Raw genomic sequence first — 20711 nt, 5'->3', positions numbered from 1 at the left:
GTCGTTCCTTATCTAGCCAACCAGCCGCCGTCCACATTGAGAATGTGGCCGTTCAGGTAGTCGGAAGCGGCAGAGGCCAGGAATACGGCAGGGCCCTTCACATCTTCGGCAGTTCCCCAGCGTCCGGCTGGAATACGGTCAAGGATGGAGTCGGAGCGGCTCTGGTCCGCACGGATTGGAGCGGTGTTCTCAGTAGCCATGTAGCCTGGAGCAATCGCGTTGATGTTAAGGCCCGAGCCTGCCCATTCATTGGCGAAGGCTTTGGTCAGACCGGCTACGGCATGCTTACTTGCTGTGTAGCCCGGCACGTTGATGCCGCCCTGGTAGGAGAGCATGGAGGCGATGTTGATGATTTTGCCGCTTCCCCGTTCCAGGAAGTGACGTCCGACAATCTGCGACAGCAGGAAGACCGTGTTCTGGTTGAGGTTAATGACATCGAACCAGTCCTTCTCACTATGGTCCTTGGCCGGAGTGCGGCGGATCATGCCTGCACAGTTGACGAGGATATCCACTTTGCCGGTGAAGGCAACGGCTTCGTCGAACATGCCTTGAAGCTTGGAATGGTCGCTGAGGTCAGTGGCGATGCTCAGTGCTTTGACGCCAAAAGCTTCACAGGCTGCTACAGTCTCGTCACTGGAATTAAGAGATACGGAGACTACGTCTGCACCGGCTTCTGCGAAGGCGATGGCAATGCCTTGTCCAAGCCCTTGCGCTGCGCCTGTTACGATTGCTGTTTTACCTGCCAAGCTGAATAAAGATGACATATGATTAATCTCTCCTTTGAGCTAGTTGAATTATATAATTACCCGCATTCAATGTTGACGCCAGCCTTGCGGAACAGCCCGGCAGTCTCCGGGGCAAGCCCGCTGTCTGTCAGCAGCACATCGACCTCCTGCAGGGAAGCGAAGGTGCGAAGCGCGGTCTGACCGAACTTGTGATGATCGCATGCGGCGAACACCTGGCGGGCCGTGGAGACTAAGGCCTGTTTGAAATCGATGAAGTCGCCGGTGTATATGGACAGGCCGTGTTCAATATGAACGGCTGTGGCCGAGAGAAAGGCTTTTTGAATATTAAGCTTCTGTACATAGGACACGGCTTCAGGACCGGCCAGCATATTGCGGACACGGTAACCGCCGGGAACGACCAGCCGGATGTTATCTCTGGAAACCAGCTCACTGATGATGTAGACATCATTGGTAATGACCGTAAGGGGAATATTCGTAAGCCGCCGGGCAATCTCAAGCGTTGTGCTTCCGCCGTCCAAGGCAATGATGTCATCTGGAGCGATATGCGCCAGCGCACACCGGGCAATCTCCGTCTTCTCCTCGGCGTATTTATCCAGCGGATTGCGCAGGGGCAGAATGCCGAACTGATCGCTCTGTGCCAGCACGGCGCCGCCGTGGACGCGCATAATCAGTCCCTGTTCCTCCAGCTTGCTTAAATCCTCGCGGATCGTTTTGCCGGTAACCTGGAGCTTGTCGCTCAATTCATTCACGGTTACATCCTTCTGGTTCAGCATAACTTCCATAATCATCTCGTGCCGCCGTATCGGGTTCATCCGCCTGCCTCATCTTTCCGTAGTTGATTTGCTTCTATTGTAGTTCTTTCATCCCTACGGGGTCCATATCATCGTAACGCTTGTTGTCTCCGGCCATGCTCCAGATGAAGGTATAGTTATGCGTGCCCACACCGCTGTGAATGGACCAGCTTGGCGAGATGACAGCCTGTTCATTGTGCATTACAATGTGGCGGGTCTCGGTCGGTTCGCCCATCAGGTGGAAGACGATAGAATCATCCGGCAGATCGAAATAGAAGTAGGCTTCCATCCGGCGCGGATGCGTGTGAGATGGCATGGTGTTCCACATGCTGCCCGGCTTCAGCTGAGTCATCCCCATTACAAGCTGTGCGCTCTGCACGCCGTTCGTGTGGATGAAGCGGTGAATCGTCCGTTCGTTGGAATTCTCCAGACCGCCCATAGCCCCGGATTCGGATTCAGCCAGCGTAGTTTTCGTAGTCGGGTAGGACTGGTGAGCCGGAGCGGAATTCAGATAGAATTTTGCCGGTTTTGCACTGTCCGCACTCTTGAAAATAACATCCTTCGAGCCTTGGCCCACATACAGGCATTCCTTGAAATCGACCTCATATTCAGTTCCGTCCACAACAACCGAACCTGGTCCGCCGACATTGATGATCCCCAGCTCGCGGCGTTCCAGGAAGTAAGTTACGCCAAGTTCCTTGAGGTCCGTAGTCAGAGCCACCTCGCCGTTCACCGGATTCGCTCCGCCAACGATCATGCGGTCTTCATGTGTCAGGACAAGCTTCAGCTCGTCTGGTGCAAAGATAACCGGAATATGGAATTCCTTGCGCAGGCGCTCAGTGTCAAACTGCTTCACTTCATTCGGATGTGATGCAAAACGTCTTTCCATCGAATATTCAGTCTCCTTAGAAAACATATTTTCGTTCGTATAGGTACAATTTAATCCATATACGTTCATTTATCAAGTATAATCTTTTTTAGTGCGTTTATTTTAGTTTATTTATTCCGCAATATGATTGCCATCTGAACTGAAAGCGTCCACAATAGAGCGGGAGAGAGTGGATTGTATTGTAAGTTAACGACAGAAATATCACTGTGGAGGGTGAGCGATATGACAGACCAGCCTAAGCATCAGCAGAAGACTTCTTATAAAATGCGCCAGCGGGAGATTATATATTCGGCCGCGATGGAGGCAGAGCGCCTTCCGCTGCAAGCCAGCGGGCTATGGTTCCATGATGATGTGCGCAACAACTTCTATTATGCTTCCTATTTATTTGCCGCTGCGGTGGACGATACCCTGGAGCTGCCGTTCAACCGGGAGGAAGCGCAGCGGAAGGCGGATGCCGTCCTGCTGGAGACCGTTCTTCTGCAGAACCGTCAGCCTGGCACGAAGCTGTACGGACACTGGCCGCTGGGGCTAAATCCTGTTCCGAGAGAAGCAGCACCGCATGAGCTGCCGGTCGAAATTATGGGCAGCCTGATGGTCTGGTTCTGCAAGCAATATTCCGCCAAGTTCAGCGCGGGACTGCGCGTGGCATTCCATACGGCACTCGGACATATCTACCGCAGCGGCTTCTTCCGGAAGCAGGTAGCGGAGTTCGGCCACCATGAAGCGAAATATACGGCGGCGAAGCTGATCTTCGGCCAGCTGTTTGAGGATGAGGAGCTCAGGGAAGACGGGCGGCACAGCCTGGAGATTACACTTGCGCATATCCGTGCGAAGGGCATGCCGGAGTATGGCAGCCTGCCGTGGTTCTGGCACTGGGTGCAGGCGTTCACTTGTGCCTGGGAGCTTGAAGCGGAAAGCAGCGTCAGAGAGACGCTTGGCGAGATGCTGGACTTCCTGTGGGCTGAGCGGAGCCAGTGGTATCTTCAAGGAGCCTGGGCAGGCGCGCATTCCCGGGGCTGGCCGCATGATATTCCGGCAGACGGCAATGTGCTGCATGACTATGTGCAGTTCGGGGATTTCGCGCTGCCTCCGGAGATGCCCCGTACCGAATATGCAGGGTTCCTCTATTATGAAGCGCCGGGGGAGGTGTGCTCTGCTGCATTGAACCGCCAGTTACCGGTAGAGGTCTGCAAGAAGACCGAGAAGGTGGTTGCCGGTTCCATGGAGCGCCAGCCGGCGCTGCATTCCTACGCCTATATCTGCCAGGATTACGCAGCAGGCGGGATGTGGGAGCGGGTGGAGGAATTCGACAATGAGCAGCTGCGTTGGGCCTTCTCACTGCCTGTTCCGGCGGCTGAAGGCGTGAACCGGCTTTACTTTTTCCATCCGGGTCAAGGCTACCAGCCGGGCGATCCCCGGCACCAGAGTCCTTATATGGAGGTGCTGTATCATCGGAACACGATCCTGTCGCTGTTCCCGGTGCCCGAAGGAGAGGATACGGCCATTGTCGGGGTGCTTCCGCTGGGCGAATGGATCAGGCAGCCCAAGGCGCTGCTTGGCTATGCGGGCAATGTGTATTTTGCCGTCTATGTATCACAGGAATATGAACTGCTGGAGCGGCCATCCTATCTGGAGGTAACGTCCAAGAACATGCCGGGAGGCGTCGTGGTCGAAGCGCTTAGCACAGATCAGGCGGCAGAGCTGGGGATACACAGTCTTGAGGAATTCGCCGCAGCCGCTATGAAGCGGGCACCGGAATTTACGGAGGGAGAGAACCTCTCGGCAGCGTATACGGCCTGGAGCGGGAATGAACACCTGCAGCTCAGCATTGACAATAAGCATACGGGAATACGTTCGCAGATTAACGGCAAACCGGTATCATTTGAACATTATAAGGTCTAAACGGGACACTCCGCCCCCTGGGGATCTTAAGATTTTTTCAGATTGGAACTATCTCAAATTTTAAGCTACAATGACATAGAGCCCGGGGGTCAGCAATGGCTGCCGGGTTCTTTGCGCTACTCGCATAGGGCCTGAGCATGGAGCAGCAATGAAGGTAATATCTTTAGGGCTGCAAGGAAAGAATAAGTTGACTAATTAGCAGCTGAGGATCTACTACTGAAGACATGGGGGAGAGCAGGATGACAGAGACAGAATATCGGCTGGAGAAGGATTTTTTGGGCAGCAAGCAGGTGGAGCATCAGGCCTATTACGGGATACAGACCCTCCGGGCGGTGGAGAATTTCCCGATTACCGGCTACCGTGTGCACCATGAATTAATCAAGGCGATGGGGATTGTCAAAAAATCCGCTGCGCTCGCCAACATGGAAATCGGCCGCCTCTATAAGGGCCTGGGGGAGGTCATCGTCCAAGCGGCAGATGAGGTGATTGCGGGGAACTGGGATGAGCAGTTCATCGTGGATCCGATTCAAGGCGGCGCGGGCACCTCGCTCAATATGAATGCCAATGAAGTGATTGCGAACCGTGCGCTGGAGCTGCTGGGCAAGGCCAAGGGAGATTACCTGCAGCTTAGTCCGAACACTCATGTGAATATGGCGCAATCGACGAACGATGCTTTTCCGACGGCGATTCATATTGCCACACTATCGCTGCTGGAGCAGCTGCTGATCACGATGCGGACGATGCACGGTGTGTTTTTGCAGAAGGCGGCTGAATTCGATTCCGTCATCAAAATGGGGCGGACCCACCTGCAGGACGCGGTGCCGATCCGTCTCGGACAGGAATTCGAGGCGTATAGCCGGGTGCTGGAGCGTGACATTCAGCGGATCGAGCATACGCGGGGCCATCTCTATGAGGTGAACATGGGTGCGACCGCCGTGGGTACCGGACTGAACGCCGATCCCCGGTATATTACGCGGGTCGTCGAGCTGCTGGCTGAGATCAGCGGTCTGCCGCTGGTCAGCGCGGAGCATCTGGTGGATGCCACGCAGAATACGGATGCCTATACCGAAGTCTCGGCTTCCCTGAAGGTCTGCATGATGAATATGTCCAAAATTGCCAATGATCTGCGCCTGATGGCCTCCGGCCCGCGCTCTGGCTTCAATGAAATTACGCTGCCGGCCCGCCAGCCGGGATCGTCCATCATGCCCGGCAAGGTGAATCCGGTGATGGCCGAGGTGATTAACCAGGTAGCTTTTCAGGTGATTGGCAATGATCATACGATCTGTCTCGCCGCTCAGGCCGGTCAACTGGAGCTGAACGTTATGGAGCCGGTGATGGTGTTCAATCTGATTCAGTCGATCAGCATCATGAACAATTCCTTCCGGGTGTTCACCGACTATTGTCTGGCAGGAATTGAAGCCAACAAGGAGAAGCTTGCGCGTGAGGTGGAGCGAAGCGTCGGCATCATTACCGCCGTGAATCCGCATCTGGGCTATGAGGTCGTCTCGCGGATTGCCAGAGAAGCCATTCTGACCGGAGAATCGGTGCGGGCCTTATGTCTGAAGTACAATGTGCTGAGCGAAGAGGAGCTGAACCTGATTCTGGACCCGTATGAAATGACCCATCCGGGCATCGCGGGGGCTGCGCTTTTGCATAATGATTGAATAATAATCGTGATTTGTGTAAAATCAGGCTTCCTCTCATGGTATAATAGACAGGAGCATTTACACCGGACATTATCCTATATTCTGTAATGGCTTACTGGAGGCAAAGTGTGGCGAAGGCAAAAGTGGCAAAACGTCCAACCCGCGACGAATTCGTGCTTGAAGAGCTGGGCAACCAGCTGGTAGAGGCGAAGCAGGAGAATTCTGAGATTCTGCTGACGGTCTGGGGGAAGGAAGAAGAGGTGCGCGGGGTTATTGTAGAGATGGATTCGCGTACCGGCAGGGTGCATGTCAGAAATAATGAAGAGATTATCAAGGTGCCGTTCATGGACATTATGCAAATCAATTACCCCCGGGATTAGGGGGAGCGGCAAATGAACAAAACGAATGCCATGCGCATACTGGATGCAAGGAAGATAAGCTACACCATTCATAGCTACGACAATGAGGACGGGCTCATTCACGGAACAGCGGTTGCTGAGAAGATCGGTCTGCCTCCTGAGGTAGTATTCAAGACACTGGTCGCACACAGCGGACCGCAGCCGTATGTCTATGTGATCCCGGTTGCTGAGGAGCTGGATCTGAAGAGAGCTGCCAGAGCTGCCGGAGTGAAGAAGATCGAGCTGCTGCCGCTGAAGGAGCTGCTGAAGCACACGGGATATGTGCGCGGAGGCTGTTCCCCTGTCGGCATGAAGAAGCTTTACCCTACGTTCATTCACAGCAGTGGGGCGGAGCTTGAGGTCATCGCAGTCAGCGCAGGCCGGATAGGCGTTCAGATGGAGCTTGAGCCGAAGCTGCTGGGCGAAGCGGTGTCTGCGGTTTTTACAGATTTGATTAAAGAGTAGAGTAAGCGGGATGCGAAATTCACTCTTCATTAGCAAAAATAAAAGCAGCAACTCTCCCTGGTCATGTGAGAATTGCTGCTTTTTTACTTTTTGCGCTTTTTCAAAGAGAAGCAGTAGTCCATTCGCTATAATGGTCAGCTATGAATTGCAGCTCGCGCTCGTAGTGGGCCAGGTGCCCTTCTTCCACCATTTTGACAAAAGCCGGGTTGCCCGCCTCAGCCTCCTTCTTCAGCGTATCGCACATAGCTGTGAGCCGCCGGGTCAACCAGTCGTGCAGATCTTCCGGGACAGGGAGTCCATAGGCTTCGAAAAACAGCTCAATCCGCCGCTGCCGGTCCGCTGCATGCAGGGCTGCCTGGTAAGGTACCGTGGAGCCTGTCAGATAGTCGGGTGCAAAACCGGCGAGCGGAACTGAAGTGTAGAGGGTATAGGCAATATCCCATAGGCGCGGGCCCGGACCGGCCATGTCGAAATCAATCAGCGCCACGGGCGCACCATGCTGAAACACCACGTTGTACAATGCCGCGTCATTATGGCAGATCACTTCATGTGCCGCAGGATCGGCATAGGAGAGCTGCCACTTCGTATGTATACTATTCGTTACAAAACCTTCCGTTGCATCATGATAGCTGCGTAACAGGCGCGCTAGGCTAGTAAGGGTCTCTTCAGACCACATGTACGGCTCCAGCTCAGGATAAGCGTTGCCCGGAACCTCACCGGGAAGAAAGGATAGAATCTCGCGCCCTGCTTCATCTACGCCTAGGAATCTGGGTGCTCCTGCGAAATTCTGCTGCTCCAAATGATGAAGCAGTGCATGAATACTCGTGCTCCAGCTCCCTGTGGGACGGCGGACGGTGTCTGCCTTGCGGATGATCTCATTTACATTTCCGCCGGTTAACTTCTCTTCATCGTACGGGTTCATTGGTTATGTTACCTCACTTTCTTTGCTTCTTCCCTTCTTCACATACAGCCTACTTAAGGCAGCAGCTTCGCGGCTATTAACCCCAGATACTCCTTCAGCGCAAGTCCGGTTGTGGAGACGGCTCCGGCAGATGGAGTGAATTTGCTTACATAGAGTGACATAGGACGGCTGGCTTGGAAATCTACCGGAAAAGCCTGCGGCGTAAGTCCGGCATGCTCGAACTGGACCATGCTGCGCGGCATATGGAAGCCGGAAGTTACCAGAACGGGACGGCTTAAGCCATGCTCCTGCATGAGCTTCGCGGTATTGACCGCATTCTGCTCCGTATTGAGCGAGCGGTTCTCCGGCAGGATGTCCTCTGCGGGGATGCCGAGGCCGATGAGCTGCCGCCGGGCGATATCCGCTTCATTGCCGCTGTCGGCGAATACCTGTCCCCCGGAGAAAATGATGGGCAGGCCAGTCTCGCGGTACAGCCGCGCAGCCGCCAGCAGCCGGTTCGCCGCTGGACCGGACATATTGCCCTGCCCGTCCAGATCCGGGGTGCCGGAGGTGGCCCCTCCGCCAAGGATTACGATCACATCGCCCTCTGCGGCAGCAGGCTGAGGGTACTTCCGTTCCAGGCTCCCGATCAGCGTATCGCTGACAGCAGAGGTCATCGACAGATAGAGCAGGAGCGTGACGCATAGCAGCACGACCGCAGGACGGCGGCTATTTTTCCACAGCCAGACCACCATGCCCAGCAGCAGCAGGACGAATATCCCGGGTGGCAGGATGAAGCTGTATACGAATTTAATGAGATAGATCATAGGGTCACCAACTTTTACAAATAGGATATAAGACATTTAACAAAAAATTCAACCGCATAGCAGCTCAATTCTAGTTGTATGGTACCACGGGTCCGGCTGGAGTCCCCGGCTTCACCCGGCTGATTCCGCAATTCTGCGCTGCGCTACTTCGTGCTTCTCGTGTCCTCCGTGTGCGCTCTCGGTGAGCTTACAACTGAAGTGGACTGAGGTACCTTTATTTTGCCATAATCAAGCTTGATAGTGCCGAAACGGACTGAGATTCCGCTAACTTATACTTTTGAGCCTCAAAGGACATATATTAGGACGCATAAAGGATTCTCTGTCCGCTTAGCCCGGATTTTCACCTAATTTGCTCATATAGCGGTATCTCAGTCCTCTTCATTGTCAGTTAGAGAGTCATGTAGGCGGCGGGGTATGGGTTTGCCGGATTCTGGTTTGAAATAGTATATCTTCATTATGTAGCTCTCCCTGAGTGTGGGAGGGGCGCTCCGTCGCCTGTCTTGCCCGGCTCTTCCGTAAGCTGGCGGTAGCCCATGGGGGGCAGACCGGTCCAGCGCTTGAACTGCTTGCTGAAATGGGACACATCGCGGTAGCCCAGCCGGTAGGCGATGCTCTCTACAGACAGGCTGTTATCCAGCAGCAGCAGCTTGGCATGGCGGATAATGAGATCGGAGAGATACTGCCTGGGCGGCAGCCCGTAGATCTGCCGGAAGGCGCGGTTGCAGTGGCTCGTGCTATAGCCGAGTCTGGCTGCGATCTCTTCGATACTTCCGGCTCTGCTTCCTGATGCCGCAGCCGTGAAGACGGATTCCTGCAGCAGCCCTTCAATGGCATTCGCCAGCGCAACGGTCTTCTCCGTCACTCCCGGCAGGGTGCTCCGGGCAGGGGAAGGCAGGGCAGCCAGTACCCAGCCGCTAAGGGCGGCGAAGAACTGGAGCGAAGCGCTCAGCATAACAAGCCGGCCCCGCTGCGCATCACTGGCCTCCGGGAGAATGGTCGAGCGGATGATGTCGTCCAGGGAAGAACGGATCGCCTTCAGCTCCTGGGTGTCTCCGCTTAGACTGACGGTATCCATTGTCATTAAGGAGCGGCGCAGAACCAGATCGTCAATGTCGAAGTGCAGGCAGTAATAAGACATCTCGTCGCCTGAGGCTGCGCCCAGACTGGAGTGCAGCACACCGGGGCGGATGAACAGAATGTCGCCGCTCTCCTGGATGTAGGATTGTCCGCCTACGGCCATGCGCTGCGAGCCCTGCAGAACGATGTTGATCTCGAACATCGGGTGAGTGTGTGCCGGATATTGCCACTCCTTGTTCACCTTGCGCCAGTGGGCGGCAAAGAGATGGAAGGCAGCCTGAACATCCGGGGACATGCGTCCATCCATGGAATGCTGTGTGCCGGGATCTAATACGTTCATGTTCAACCTCTTCTTTGTTAAAAGATGGATCTATTATAGCATAGGCCGCTGTGTCCGATTGATTTGTCCAAATAATTGGCGGCTTTGCGCCTGTTGCCTGAGGGGAGGATAGCGCTAACATAGAGCTAGAGCCCGGCACTGCCGGGACATAGCTGGAGGGAGTGTATATACTGTATGCCAACGAACAAATTCTTCAATGCCCATCATTCACCGATAGGATCATTCTCAAGCTTCACCCTCGGATTTCAAGGAGCGTCCGGTGGCTTTGACCTGGAACTTGGCAGACCGCCGAGACAGAACATATATATCGGCCTTGCGCGTAAGGATGGCCATGGTTACGACACGTTTCCTTTCCATGAGCAGGGCAGCGACGATGAGAGCAAACGCTACGACATCGAGAACCCGGACCCGAGTCCGGACAAGCCGCAGATGCTGTTTCACTTCGGGGAAGATGAAATTACGCGCGATTTCCGGCTTACAACGGACAGCTGGCAGGCCGGCGATCTGACCTTCCGTATTCTGTCACCCGTCCGGCCCGTTCCGGACCCGGAGACGGCCTCGGACGCAGAGCTGAAGGAAGTGCTGCTGCCAGCAGTGCTGGTAGAGCTTGAAGTCGATAACACAGCGGGCAGCTCTACGCGCCGTGCTTTCTTCGGCTTCCAGGGGAATGACCCGTATAGCGCCCTGAGAAGATTCGATGGCGGCCAGGAGGATCTGACGGGTGTCGGTCAGGGCCGGTTCCTGGCGATTGCCGCGAAGCAGGGAAGTGTTAAGGCGGCAATGCATTTTACAATGGAGGATATTCTTGCAGCGGAGCTGGAGGAGAACTGGACGTTCGGGCTGGGGCAGGTTGGCGCGCTTATTATGGATGTGCCCGCCGGTGAACGCAAGGTGTACCAGTTCGCGGTCTGCTTCCACCGCTCCGGTTATGTGACTTCAGGAATGGATGCGAGCTATTACTATAACCGCTATTACAGCAATGTGGAAGCTGTTGCGGAATACGCGTTATCCCGGTTCGACACGCTGAAGCAGCAGGCTGAAGAGGCGAACGGGATGCTGGAGGGAACGGGCCTCAGTGACGACCAGACTTTCATGCTTGCTCACGCTATCCGTAGCTATTACGGCTCTACCGAGCTCTTGGAGTACAAAGGCCAGCCGTTCTGGGTCGTCAACGAAGGCGAATACCGGATGATGAACACGTTCGATCTTACGGTAGACCAGCTGTTCTACGAGCTCAAGATGAACCCGTGGACCGTCCGCAATGAGCTGGATATGTTCGTGGACCGGTTCAGTTATGTCGACACCGTCCGCTTCCCTGGGGACCCGGCCGAGTATCCGGGCGGACTTAGCTTCACGCATGATATGGGAGTAGCGAACGCCGTGTCGCGTCCGGAGTATTCCTCCTATGAGCTGTACGGCATTGACGGCTGCTTCTCGCATATGACCCACGAGCAATTGGTCAACTGGATTCTTACTGCGGCGACCTATGTGGAGCACACGGGCGACCGCAGCTGGATGGAGCGCAACCTTACCGTTCTGGAGAGCTGCCTGCAGAGCATGCTGAACCGGGATCATCCGGACCCGGCGAAGCGCAATGGTGTGATGGCACTCGACAGCTCACGGACCATGGGCGGTGCTGAGATTACGACCTATGACAGTCTGGATGTCTCTTTGGGCCAGGCACGCAACAATATTTATCTGGCAGGAAAATGCTGGGCTGCTTATCTGGCTATGGAGCGGATTTTCCGCGACAACGGCAATACGGAGCTGTCCCAGACTGCCGGCCGGCAAGCTGAACTGTGTGCGGCTACCATCGTGGCTAGTGTGACCGAAGGCGGCTACATTCCGGCGGTCATCGGCGAAGGCAATGATTCGAAGATTATCCCGGCCATTGAAGGCCTGGTATTCCCTTATTTCACAGGCTGCAAGGAAGCCTTGGAGCGTGGAGGACGATTCGGCGAATATCTTGAGGCACTGGACACGCATCTGAAGGCTGTGCTTGTGGAGGGAGTCTGCCTGTTCGAGGACGGCGGCTGGAAAATCTCCTCCACCAGCAATAACAGCTGGCTGAGCAAAATCTATCTCTCCCAGTTCATCGCCAGAGAAATTCTCGGCCTGGAATGGGATGAGAAGGGGCGCGCAGCAGATCAGGCCCATACGGCCTGGCTTACGCATCCGCAGCTCTCGATCTGGAGCTGGAGCGACCAGATTATCTCCGGCGAAATCACCGGCAGTAAATATTACCCGCGCGGGGTAACGGCCATTCTGTGGCTGGAGGAGCAGAAGAAGTAGGCAGTAGAAGCCGGATATCCGGCGGTGTTAACTTAAACAGCGAATCTCCCATGGCGGGGATTCGCTGTTTGTTTTTTATTGTTATTTTTGTATAACTGCGGCGGAACTCACTTGAAGAAAACAGTTGAAGTCGGAGAAATGCGCCCACGCAGTGCCGAATGTGATCGGTTTTCCGATTACATTGGACTCGCGCATCCATGCAAGCTGTCTGAGCCTGCTTCCAGCCAGACTAGAACAACCGGTGCTTCCAGCCGTTCAGCTTCGCTACGGCTTCAACATAGTAGTAGTCGCCGTAGATCAGCGACACATTTGTGAGCGAATCCCCGCTGGCGGCTCCATGCAGCAGAATGGCTTCATGGTCCGGCTGGTCCCAGGTGGCATAATTCTCTGTAAGTGAACGCAGAATCCGCTCCGCGGCATCTGCATACACACGTTTCTCACCCGGCGGCACAAGCTCTGCCAGCTCAAGGAGGCCAGAGGCGGCAATCGCGGCGGCTGAGCTGTCTCTGAACATGCGCTTGTCATCTGCAAGCCGGAAGTCCCAGTGCGGCACGTGATCCTCCGGGAGAGCCGCGATGAAATAATGGGAGATACGTTTAGCAGTATTCAAGAAACGCACGTCCCCGGTGTTACGGTAGGTGTTCGTGAAGCCGTATAGCCCCCAGGCTGAACCCCGGCTCCAGCAGGATTCAGGGGAATATCCCTGACCGCCGAAGTTCTCCAGATAAGCGCCGGTCGCGGCATCGAAAGAGAGAATATGCTTGGTGGACCCGTCCTCGCGCACACCATAAGTCATAGCGGTCTCGGCATGGCTGACCGCAATAAGACGGTAGCGCGGATCACCAGTCACCCGGCTGGCCCAGAACAGCAGCGAGATGTTCATCATGCAGTCGATGATCACCCAGCCGTGCTTGTCCCCGTTCCAGGCGCGGATGAACTTACCTGCAGGATTATAACGCGCAGCGAGGTAGTTAGCCGCTTCAAGTCCCCGGCGCAAGCCCTCTGCATCACCGATCAGCGTATGCTTAATCACCGCAGTGGCCAGGAACTGAAAGCCTACGTCATGATGCAGCTCTTCGGTCGGTTTCGCGAACCACTGTCCAATCGTTTCGTCCCAGGGCCAGGCTGCATCCTTATAAGCTTCCTTGCCGGTCATGTCATACATAACCCAGAGTATTCCCGGCCAGAAGCCGGAGGTCCACCAGTCGGTCCCGGGATTATCGAATCTGCCGTCTGCTCCCGCAGCATGAGGACTCCGCGTTCCGATCTGCTGGATCATGCCGTTCACTTTCGGTTCCAGACGGTTCATTACTTCCTGCCAATAAGCTATAGTCATCGCTGAAGCCTCCAAAGGAATTAGATTATGGCCTCAGTATAACGCCTCTATCGAACTGGAAGTTGTCTTTTGATATCACGAAATGTTGTTATATTGTCCTATTCCTCGCAAGTACCTCTCAGGTTCCCTTGCGGTATTGCAGCGGAGAAAGGCCAAGCACCCGTTTGAACAGTTGGTTGAAGTAGGAAGGATTCGGGAATCCGACAGCGCTGCCGATTCGCTCCACCGTAAGGTCTGTGGTCTCTAGCATCCGGCAGGCCTGCTTCAGCCGCCGGGCTGTAAGATAATCTACGAGCCGTCCGCCGGTCTCCTGATGAAAAATCCGCGACACATAAGATTTCGACAGATGAGTCTCTGCGGCCAGCTGCTCCAGACTAATCTCCTCGTGGTAATGGGCTTCAATCCAGTTCATGATCTGCTCTGAATAGCGAAGCTGCCGCTTGTCTCCGGTATGGATCAGCGACTGTTCTCCAGTTCCCAGACAGCTGAGGAGCTGTAGAAGGAGCATGGAGATATCCTCACTCTCTTCCCCGCTCTTACTCCGGCACTGGTTATAATTCGAGTAGATCCATTCCACAGTCTCCATGCGGTCACTGAGATCGAAGCCGCAGGAGGGATTGCTGCCCTGCCAGAGTGTAGAGAAGGCGGCCCTGCGTTTGGGGAAGCCCTGGAGCAGCTGCTCGGCAGTATGCGGGTCGAGATAGAAGATGGTGCGTACGAACGGACGCTCTGGGGAGACCTCTGAATAGATCCGGTGCAGCTGATAGGGCTGGAAAAAGAATAGCATCCCCGGACCGATATCATACATCTGCTGGTTGACCACAATACTGCCTTGTCCCCGGTGCACGAACATGATTTCACAGCATTGATGCCAGTGGTAATACCCCTTGTAATGATCATCGGTATAGATCCGGTAGTCCCAGATCAGCGACTGCCGGTTATCGAACAGTACAGGCTCGAATAGCTGTTTCATCATGCTGCAGTTCATCCCCCACAATGACAAAATAGAAACATTTCATTGCTTCCTATTATAGGGGACCTGCTGGGAGAACGCTACAGTAACAGCTCCTTCTTTTATCCTTGTGAGGCAGGTTTGCGTTTTCTAACCTTATAGACGATAAAGATCGTCATTGGGAGAACGAAGGAGAGTGTGAGGTTCCAATCGACCCAATAGGCTGGAATTTCTTTTACATAAAAAACAATATCATTGGAGCTGAGCTGGGACAGTCCATAGATCAGGAAGGCAACCGGGAAGATCAGCGGACGGTGGCTTTTCAGCTTGAACATTTGTGCAGTCCCCAGGACGAAGGCATAGAAATACAGCGCTGTTTTGAAATAAGTGGTAATAATCCAGGCGGTGGCCATGAGCGCTTCCAGCCGTTGCAGGAAGTTGGCAACATTGATTTTTTGGGCCAGGATATAGGCGGCATAGAAATTATGCTCCGAGAAATAGACGCCCAGCACGGTCAGCGAGAGGAACAGAATCAGATTCAGCCCAACGGATCCCGCGAAGAGTGCAATGAAGATGTCACGATTGATCTTGCGGTTCTTGCGGGTAAAGGGATACACCATTAAGAAGACGCACAGCTCCCCGAACGGGTAAAAGACCCCAAACATAATGGTATGCAGCATCCCAGGCAGCGGCGTGGTCATCATCGGGTACAGCCGGTCTATCTGAACCTGCGGAAATAAGAGGACCATCAGCGAGACCAGGAATAGGGCAAACAGCGGAAAAAACACCTGTGCCGCCCTGCCCACCACCTCCAGTCCCAGACGCAGGCCATACACCAGGATGACAAGACTCATGAACCGGATGACTCCGCCCGGTGTCCCCTCATAGATCTGGGTGGTCAGGAAATCCTCCATTTCGCGCACATATGTCGAGGCGGCCAGGACGAAGAAATTCAGATAGAATAAGCCTACTGCAATGCCCGCCCATTTTCCCAGCACCTGCTGACTGATCTCAATTATGGTTTGGTTTGGACTGATGTTCGCTACATTGATTAGCAGATAAATAAGGGCCATGCCGAGCGGTATGCTGATCAGTGCGGCGATCCAGGCATCCTGATGGGCTTCAGCCGTCATGGTGGTCGGATAGACCAGAGCCATATCCCCGATGAAAGTGAACAGACCGAGAATGACCATCTGCGCGGTGCTGATTCGTTCTTTTTCAATACCCACCTAACGCTCCTCCTTTCCTTTAACAAGTCATAAGGTTGCTTTGCTGCAATCTTCTTAGTATGACAGCTCCTTCCAGAAATTATGTGCTCATTGTCTTGTGTTCAGCAGCGGAATAATTAACTAGCCTTTCAACCAAACTATCAACGTACCGTATTGCTCAAATGAAGAGGGTGAAGCTGCATGGAGGATGAAGCGAACGGCAAATTATCTGCACGCCTGGAGGCCAATGAGGAACAACTGTCCCGGCTGCTCGGCCAGAGCACAGATCTGGTCAGCAAACGGCTGCAACTGGGAGAACATACGGAGCTTAATGTATTCTATATAGATGGTCTTATTGACAATCAGCTGCTGCATAACTCCATTCTGTATTCGCTGCAGGAAGGTAGGATCTGTGATCTGCTGGAAGCGGAGAGTCCTGAGCGGAAAATAGAGCTTCTCAGCAAGCGCATATTATTGGCTGGAGATGTTACTATCGTCCGGGACTATGTCCGCTTCATTCATGATCTGCTATCCGGCAATGTGATGATCATGGTGGAGGGGTCGGCAGAAGCGCTGCGCATCGGCCTGCCCGGCTGGGAGGACCGTAATGTAAGTGAACCCAACTCGCAGTCTGTCGTGCGCGGGCCAATGGAGGGCTTCACGGAGAACCTGCGAACGAACACAGCCCTGATCCGCCGCAAAATCAAAGACAGCCAGCTATGGCTCGAAACGATGCAGATCGGGCGTGTAACCCAGACCAGCGTATCAATCATGTATTTGAAGCATATTGCCAACCCGGAGCTGGTCGAGGAGGTTAAGCGCCGGTTGGACGCGATTGATACCGACAGTATTCTGGAGAGCGGTTATATTGAGGAGTTCATTCAGGATACGGTGGCTACACCTTTTCCCACAATCTATAACAGTGACCGTCCCGATACGATAGCCGGAGGTATCCTGGAAGGGAAGGTAGCTATTCTCGTGGACGGCACCCCTTTTGTGCTGCTGGCTCCGACGGTGTTTGTCTCCTTTTTCCAGTCGGCAGAGGATTATTATCAACGGGCGGATATTTCCTCGCTGCTGCGATGGATACGGTTTCTGGCTTTTTTCCTAACGATGTTCGCTCCAGCCTTCTATGTAGCAATCACCACCTATCATCAGGAGATGATTCCAACCAATCTGGTTATCAGTCTGGCTGCCCAGCGGGAGACGGTGCCGTTTCCGGCCTTTGTCGAAGCAGTGATGATGGAGCTGACCTATGAAATTCTGCGGGAGGCGGGGGTGCGAATACCGAAGAATGTCGGCCAGGCGGTCTCTATCGTCGGCACGCTTGTCATCGGCCAAGCGGCGGTTGCTGCCGGGTTCATCTCCTCGGCCATGGTCATCATTGTATCGATTACAGCGATTTCAAGCTTTGTTATCCCTGAAGCTGGAATGTCAGTGGCCGCAAGAATGATACGGTTCGTGTTGATCATGCTGGCCGGGTTTATGGGATTGTACGGGATTCTATGCGGAGTGTTCGTGCTGGTGTTGCATCTCGTAAGCCTGCGTTCATTTGGTGTACCCTATATGAGTCCGATCGGCCCCTTCGTCCGCGAAGATCTCAAGGACTCCATCTTCAGGCTGACCTGGCCGCTCCTGCGCACCAGACCTAGGCAGAACCGCACCCAGAACCTTAGGCGGCAGGCTCCGCCCAAGCGCGGGGGGTCTTAACATGAGGAAGCGAATGGCGAAGGTGCTGGCCGCCTGTATTCCGTTGTTGCTGCTTCCTATGCTGCTTAGCGGGTGCTGGGAGCGCAAGGAGCTGAATGAGCTGGCTTTTGTGCTGGGATTGGGTCTGGACAAGGCGGAGGACGGCTACAAAGTCTCCATGCAGGTAGTTATTCCTTCCTCCATCATCTCACAGAGCGCGGGTGGGTCAGGGGGAAGCGGTGTACCTGTCGTGCTCTATACCTTCAAAGTCAAAACGATTTATGAATCGCTGCGCAAATTCAATCTGGTCAGTTCACGTTCACCTTATATGGGGCATATCCGTGTGCTGGTCGTAGGTGAAGAGCTGGCCCGTGAAGGCCTTGCCGAGACGCTGGATGTGCTCAAAAGAAGCCGCGAGCCGCGTATGGATTTCTATGTTATGGTGGCGCGCAAGACGACCGCTGAGAATGTGCTTAAGGTGCTAACTCCGCTGGACCGGCTGCCGGCGAACAAGCTGTTCAATTCACTGGACAAATCCTACCAAATCTCTTCCAAGACAGTTGCGGTTACAGTGGACGATTTCATCGAAGATCTAATCTACGAAGGCACGAACCCCGTGCTGACCGGAGTAGAGTTGCTTGGGGACCCTGAGGCAGGCGGCGACAAGGCCAATGTGGAACGGACGAATCCGGACACGAGGCTGCATTATAAAAGCGTAGCCATCTTCCGAAGGGACAAGCTGATCGGCTGGATGGATGATGCTGTCACAGTGGGTTACAACTATGTCATTGATAATGTTACCAAGAACACGGGATATTTCAAGGACAAGAATGGAAGCCTGGTCGTTATGGAGGCGCTGACAACCACAACCAAGCGCAAGGTAAAGTTTATTGACGGCAAGCCGCATATTTACTTGAGTGTGGAGGCTTTATGCAACGTGCAGGAAATTGAAGGTCCGGACAAGATAGATACCGAGAGTAAAATCCATGAGCTGGAGCTGAAGACGCAGGAGCGGATTGTACAGCGGATGGAAGCGGCAGTGAAGAACATAACTGAGCGGTATAATGCTGATGTTTTTGGGTTCGGCCAGTTGATATACCGCAAGAGTCCAAAAATATGGTCCAGCGTGAAAGAAAATGATGAATATCTCAAAAGCCTGCCTGTGCATTACAAAGCCGCTGTAACCATTAACCGGATCGGAACGATCGATAATTCTTTCATCGATGAAATCAAGGAGTGATCCTGCATGCTGATGTTACTGGTATTCCTCATCCTGGCTGTGGGCTGTATGGTGATTGATCTCCCTAACCTGAAGGGCAGGCAGAAGCGGCGGGACCGCTGGGTGTACTTCGCCCTCTGGATTGGCGGACTCGCTGCTGCGGGCTGCACTATTCTGAAAATTAAGGTGCCAAGCCCGCTGCTGATGATTATGGTGATCTACAAGCCATTCAATGATCTCGTAGCCTCATGGTTCTGAGTAACGCAGCAGGTCTTCTAATAGAAGGCCTGCTTTTTGGCATGTTTGGGTAATTATCGTAAATGTCGAATTGAGATTGACGAATTGAGTTTATAGTCGTATGATGTGTTATAAAGTTCCTGAGTATTAATTAGTAACTATATAATAAAATGATAACAACGGGAGGAATGAAAGTGGAATCATCTACATTTGTACTTTTTGGCGCAACCGGGGACTTGGCGAAGCGGAAAATCTTCCCCGCTCTATACAACCTGTTTACTGATGGCAAGCTTTCCGGTCCTCTCTCAGTCATAGGGCTGGGCAGACGGGAACTCACTAATGAGACGTTCCAGCGTCAGGTGCTGGATTCGCTGCGCACCTTTTCGCGCCGTCCGGTAGAGGATACAGCGGTGCTGCAGAATTTCCTGCAGGCTTTTGAATATAGTGTGCTGGATGTCGGACGTCCTGAGGATTATGTGAAGCTGCTTGGCCATGTACAGCGCCGGGAGGAAGAGCTGGGGCTTCCGCAGAACCGGATGTTCTATCTGTCGGTCGGTCCTGAATTCTTCGGGGAGATTGCCGGTAATATCAATGCCAGCGGGCTAGGGGATACCAAGGGCTGGAAACGTCTGATTATCGAGAAGCCTTTCGGTCGGGATTTGCAGTCGGCACGGGTGCTGAATGAGAGCTTGAGCGCAGCTTTTGCAGAGGAGGAAATCTTCCGTATTGACCACTTCCTGGGCAAGCCGATGGTGCAGAATCTGGAGGTGCTGAAATACTCTAACCCTGTGCTGCGGGCCTTATGGCAGAACCGGTATATCGCGAATGTTCAGATTACCGCCAGTGAAACGGTGGGTGTGGAAGAGCGGGCGGGTTACTATGATAAGGCTGGCGCGCTGCGCGACATGTTCCAGAACCATATGCTCCAATTGCTCATGATGATGGCGATGCAGCTTCCGAAGGGCAGTACACCAGAGGACGTCCGCAGCAAAAAGCGGCATGTCATCCGTTCCGTCCGCCCTCTGCTCGCTGAAGAGGTAACACAGCATGTTGTGCGAGGCCAATACGCAGCAGGGGAGATGCGCGGACAGCAAGTGCCTGCGTATACCGCTGAACCGGGGATCGCAGCCGCTTCACAGAATGAGACGTATATTGCTGCACGCCTGTGGATTGAAGATCCGCTGTGGAACGATGTGCCGTTCTATATACGTACAGGTAAGCGTATGAAGGAGAAATCCACGCGGATTGTTATAGAATTCAAAGAGCCGTTTAATGATGTGCATAACAAGAACCGTAACAAGCTGCCGCTTGACCCTAATCTGCTGGTGATTGATATTGGTCCGAATGAGGGAATCTCCCTGACTCTGAATACCAAAAACCCGCTTCAGCACGGGGAGCTTGAGCCGGTTAGCATTAAGCATGAGCCGGGTAATCCCGATGTGCCGGAGGCCTATGAGAATCTGATCTATGATGCGATGCTCGGCGATGCCACATTCTTCGCTCATTGGGAGGAAGTAGAGTTGTCCTGGCAATGGGTTCAGCCTATAATCGAAGCAACAGCAGAAGGCAGCCTGCCGCTGCACCTGTATCCTGCCGGTTCTAACGGCCCGGCGGCGGCAGAACAGCTCCTTGGCGAGTTCCACTGGTGGCTGGATGAACCGGAGAATACAGAGCCTGCACGCGTTCACCGGACAGCAGGGATAGAACCGGAAGTCATCCGGCCTGGAGCCTAAGCGGCGGCGGTAACAGCAAGCGGACAGAGTTAGCTTATATGACTACAATTCGGAGGGATTCGT

General features: G+C 54.0%; 18 protein-coding genes. 9 read left to right on the top strand and 9 right to left on the bottom strand.

Annotated elements, in window-relative coordinates:
* Window positions 1-8: 8 nt before the first annotated feature.
* Genes kduD through kduI form a run of 3 tightly spaced genes read right to left on the bottom strand, consistent with a single transcriptional unit; the run spans window position 9 to window position 2426 of the window.
* On the bottom strand, window positions 9-764 hold the full coding sequence (gene kduD / locus C162_RS25450; RefSeq protein ID WP_036699159.1) for a 2-dehydro-3-deoxy-D-gluconate 5-dehydrogenase KduD: 756 nt from the start codon (window positions 762-764) through the stop codon (window positions 9-11).
* 38 nt (window positions 765-802) lie between these two features.
* Window positions 803-1558 (bottom strand): DeoR/GlpR family DNA-binding transcription regulator, encoded by a 756-nt coding sequence (locus tag C162_RS25445; RefSeq protein WP_036699156.1) that lies wholly within the window; start codon window positions 1556-1558, stop codon window positions 803-805.
* A 34-nt stretch (window positions 1559-1592) separates the two neighbouring features.
* A complete protein-coding gene (gene kduI, locus C162_RS25440) occupies window positions 1593-2426 on the bottom strand; it encodes a 5-dehydro-4-deoxy-D-glucuronate isomerase (RefSeq protein ID WP_036699154.1) in 834 nt (277 codons plus the stop codon).
* Window positions 2427-2648: 222 nt separating this feature from the next.
* Between kduI and C162_RS25435 the strand changes: the two genes are divergently transcribed.
* The 4 genes from C162_RS25435 (at window position 2649) to ybaK (ending at window position 6837) form a co-directional block, all read left to right on the top strand.
* Window positions 2649-4328 (top strand): hypothetical protein, encoded by a 1680-nt coding sequence (locus C162_RS25435; protein WP_051493915.1) that lies wholly within the window; start codon window positions 2649-2651, stop codon window positions 4326-4328.
* Between the two features lie 239 nt (window positions 4329-4567).
* Entirely contained in the window at window positions 4568-5992 is a 1425-nt protein-coding gene (aspA, locus tag C162_RS25430; protein WP_036699151.1) for an aspartate ammonia-lyase, read from the top strand.
* Between the two features lie 89 nt (window positions 5993-6081).
* Window positions 6082-6354, top strand: a complete 273-nt coding sequence (locus C162_RS25425) for a YolD-like family protein (RefSeq protein ID WP_256706908.1) — start codon at window positions 6082-6084, stop codon at window positions 6352-6354.
* Window positions 6355-6366: 12 nt separating this feature from the next.
* Window positions 6367-6837, top strand: a complete 471-nt coding sequence (gene ybaK / locus C162_RS25420; RefSeq protein ID WP_036699144.1) for a Cys-tRNA(Pro) deacylase — start codon at window positions 6367-6369, stop codon at window positions 6835-6837.
* Window positions 6838-6937: 100 nt separating this feature from the next.
* Here ybaK and C162_RS25415 read toward each other — a convergent pair whose 3' ends face one another.
* The 3 genes from C162_RS25415 to C162_RS25405 form a co-directional block, all read right to left on the bottom strand.
* Window positions 6938-7759, bottom strand: a complete 822-nt coding sequence (locus C162_RS25415) for a phosphotransferase (RefSeq protein WP_036699141.1) — start codon at window positions 7757-7759, stop codon at window positions 6938-6940.
* Window positions 7760-7812: 53 nt separating this feature from the next.
* Window positions 7813-8565, bottom strand: coding sequence for a YdcF family protein (locus tag C162_RS25410; protein ID WP_036699137.1), 753 nt, complete (start codon window positions 8563-8565; stop codon window positions 7813-7815).
* 454 nt (window positions 8566-9019) lie between these two features.
* Window positions 9020-9982, bottom strand: coding sequence for a helix-turn-helix domain-containing protein (locus C162_RS25405; RefSeq protein ID WP_051493914.1), 963 nt, complete (start codon window positions 9980-9982; stop codon window positions 9020-9022).
* Window positions 9983-10156: 174 nt separating this feature from the next.
* Here C162_RS25405 and C162_RS25400 point away from each other — a divergent pair, with 174 nt between their 5' ends.
* Complete coding sequence (locus C162_RS25400) at window positions 10157-12274, top strand: glycoside hydrolase family 52 protein (RefSeq protein WP_036699131.1); 2118 nt, start codon at window positions 10157-10159, stop codon at window positions 12272-12274.
* A 229-nt stretch (window positions 12275-12503) separates the two neighbouring features.
* Here the strand turns inward: C162_RS25400 and C162_RS25395 are convergent, their stop codons facing one another.
* From C162_RS25395 to C162_RS25385, 3 genes are all read right to left on the bottom strand, one after another.
* Window positions 12504-13610 carry a glycoside hydrolase family 88 protein gene (locus C162_RS25395; protein ID WP_036699129.1) on the bottom strand — a complete coding sequence of 369 codons (1107 nt, stop codon included), beginning with the start codon at window positions 13608-13610 and terminating at the stop codon, window positions 12504-12506.
* A gap of 118 nt (window positions 13611-13728) precedes the next feature.
* Entirely contained in the window at window positions 13729-14586 is an 858-nt protein-coding gene (locus C162_RS25390; protein WP_051493913.1) for an AraC family transcriptional regulator, read from the bottom strand.
* Between the two features lie 98 nt (window positions 14587-14684).
* Window positions 14685-15791: a GerAB/ArcD/ProY family transporter gene (locus tag C162_RS25385; RefSeq protein WP_036699127.1), complete on the bottom strand. Its 1107-nt coding sequence runs from the start codon at window positions 15789-15791 to the stop codon at window positions 14685-14687.
* 180 nt (window positions 15792-15971) lie between these two features.
* Between C162_RS25385 and C162_RS25380 the strand changes: the two genes are divergently transcribed.
* From C162_RS25380 to zwf, 4 genes are all read left to right on the top strand, one after another.
* Window positions 15972-17480, top strand: coding sequence for a spore germination protein (locus tag C162_RS25380; protein ID WP_036699126.1), 1509 nt, complete (start codon window positions 15972-15974; stop codon window positions 17478-17480).
* Window position 17481: 1 nt separating this feature from the next.
* Window positions 17482-18699 carry a Ger(x)C family spore germination protein gene (locus C162_RS25375; protein ID WP_036699124.1) on the top strand — a complete coding sequence of 406 codons (1218 nt, stop codon included), beginning with the start codon at window positions 17482-17484 and terminating at the stop codon, window positions 18697-18699.
* A gap of 6 nt (window positions 18700-18705) precedes the next feature.
* Entirely contained in the window at window positions 18706-18936 is a 231-nt protein-coding gene (locus C162_RS25370; RefSeq protein ID WP_051493912.1) for a hypothetical protein, read from the top strand.
* Window positions 18937-19109: 173 nt separating this feature from the next.
* A complete protein-coding gene (gene zwf / locus C162_RS25365; protein WP_036699122.1) occupies window positions 19110-20648 on the top strand; it encodes a glucose-6-phosphate dehydrogenase in 1539 nt (512 codons plus the stop codon).
* The last annotated feature ends 63 nt before the right edge of the window (window positions 20649-20711 follow it).

Origin of the sequence: Paenibacillus sp. FSL R7-269 (genome assembly GCF_000517865.1) — a bacterium.
In the GTDB taxonomy this organism is placed as follows: domain Bacteria; phylum Bacillota; class Bacilli; order Paenibacillales; family Paenibacillaceae; genus Paenibacillus_AQ.
The sequence above is the reverse complement of the archived record's forward strand: the minus strand, read 5'-3'. Positions and strand labels throughout refer to the sequence as shown.